This is a genomic window from Arthrobacter sp. Dra40 (assembly GCF_059091905.1).
In genome coordinates this window covers 1-1,958 of sequence record NZ_JBNHHB010000440.1, presented here as the reverse complement: position 1 = coordinate 1,958, position 1,958 = coordinate 1, and the positions used below count along the sequence as shown (strand labels likewise).

The window sequence follows — 1,958 nt, the reverse complement described above, 5'->3', positions numbered from 1 at the left end:
TGGACAAGGGCAAGGAAGACGAACTGATCCTGGTCTTCGACCTCGGCGGCGGCACCTTCGACGTGTCCCTGCTTGAAGTCGGCAAGGACGAGGATGAATTTTCCACCATCCAGGTCCGCGCCACCTCCGGTGACAACCGTCTGGGCGGCGACGACTGGGACCAGCGGGTTGTCGACTACCTGCTGCAGCAGGCCAAGTCCAAGGGCGCGGACCTCTCCAAGGACAAGATCGCACTGCAGCGGCTGAAGGAAGCTGCCGAGCAGGCCAAGAAGGAACTGTCTTCGGCTTCCTCCACCAACATCTCCCTGCAGTACCTCTCCGTCACCCCGGAGGGCCCGGTCCACCTGGATGAGCACCTCAGCCGTGCCAAGTTCCAGGAACTCACCGCAGATCTGCTGGAGCGCACCAAGAAGCCGTTCCACGATGTGATCAAGGAAGCCGGCATCAAGGTCTCCGACATCGACCACATCGTGCTGGTCGGCGGTTCCACCCGCATGCCGGCCGTTGTTGAGCTGGTCAAGGAAATGGCCGGCGGCAAGGAGCCGAACAAGGGCGTGAACCCGGACGAGGTCGTGGCCGTGGGCGCCGCCCTGCAGGCCGGCGTCCTAAAGGGCGAGCGCAAGGACGTGCTGCTGATCGACGTCACGCCGCTGTCGCTGGGCATTGAGACCAAGGGCGGGGTGATGACCAAGCTGATCGAGCGCAACACCGCCATCCCGACCAAGCGGTCCGAAACCTTCACCACCGCGGATGACAACCAGCCCTCCGTGGCCATCCAGGTCTTCCAGGGCGAGCGCGAGTTCACCCGCGACAACAAGCCGCTGGGCACTTTTGAACTGACCGGCATCGCGCCGGCTCCGCGCGGCGTGCCGCAGGTCGAGGTCACCTTCGACATCGACGCCAACGGCATTGTGCACGTCTCCGCCAAGGACAAGGGCACCGGCGCAGAGCAGTCGATGACCATCACCGGCGGCACCGCGTTGTCCAAGGACGACATCGACCGCATGGTGCGCGAGGCAGAAGAGCACGCCGCCGAGGACAAGAAGCGCCGCGAGGCCGCCGACGTCCGCAACTCCGCCGAGCAGCTGGCCTACTCCGTCGACAAGCTGCTCGCCGACAACGACGACAAGCTGCCCGAGGAAGTCAAGACCGAGGTCAAGGCCGACGTCGACGCCCTGAAATCCGCCTTGGAAAAGCAGGACAACGACGACGAGGTGAAGGCCGCGTTCGAGAAGCTGCAGGCATCCCAGACCAAGCTGGGCGAGGCCATCTACTCGCAGGCACAGGCCTCCGGCGCAGCAGCCGGCGACGGTGCGCCTGCCGGTGATGGCGGCTCCGACGCAGGCTCGGGCGCAGCGGACGAGGACATCGTGGACGCCGAAGTGGTCGACGAAGACGAGAAGAAGTAACCATGGCCGAGAACGGTAACGAAGAAGAACACCAGTCAGAGCCGGTGAACTTCCGCGACAACCGCAAGATCGATCCGAAAACCGGAAAGGTCCGCGGTGCCGCCGGTGGAACCGGTGACGGCGGGCAGGCTGCGGGGGATGTCCCCGCAGCCGGCCAAGCCGCCAACGCAGATGCGCTGGCCCAGGCAGAGGAAATTCTGAACGGGGCCGAGGTGCCCGCAGGAGAATCTGTTGCCCAAGGGACCACGTCGCAGGAAGCCGAGGAGCTGAAGAACGATCTGCTCCGGCTGCAGGCGGAGTACGTGAACTACCGCAAGCGGGTGGAACGCGACCGCGCGGTGGCCGGGGAGATGGCCGTCGTCGGCGTGCTGAACTCGCTGCTGCCCGTCCTCGACGACATCGACGCGGCGCGCCAGCACGGCGATCTTGCGGACGGGCCGTTCGCGGCCATTGCCACCAAGCTGGACAACGTGCTCAAGACCTACGGGTTGGCCCGTATCGAGGAGACCGGCGTCGAGTTCGACCCGAACATCCACGAGGCCTTGATGC

At 65.3% G+C, this 1,958-nt stretch carries 2 protein-coding genes; both read left to right on the top strand.

Features of this window, described 5'->3' with window-relative positions:
* Positions 1–1,409: Hsp70 family protein (locus tag AC5RWT_RS36925; protein ID WP_494084547.1), on the top strand; the 1,409-nt coding region annotated here is incomplete at its 5' end.
* A 2-nt stretch (positions 1,410–1,411) separates the two neighbouring features.
* On the top strand, positions 1,412–1,958 hold a 547-nt coding region (locus tag AC5RWT_RS36920), incomplete at its 3' end, for a nucleotide exchange factor GrpE (protein WP_494084546.1).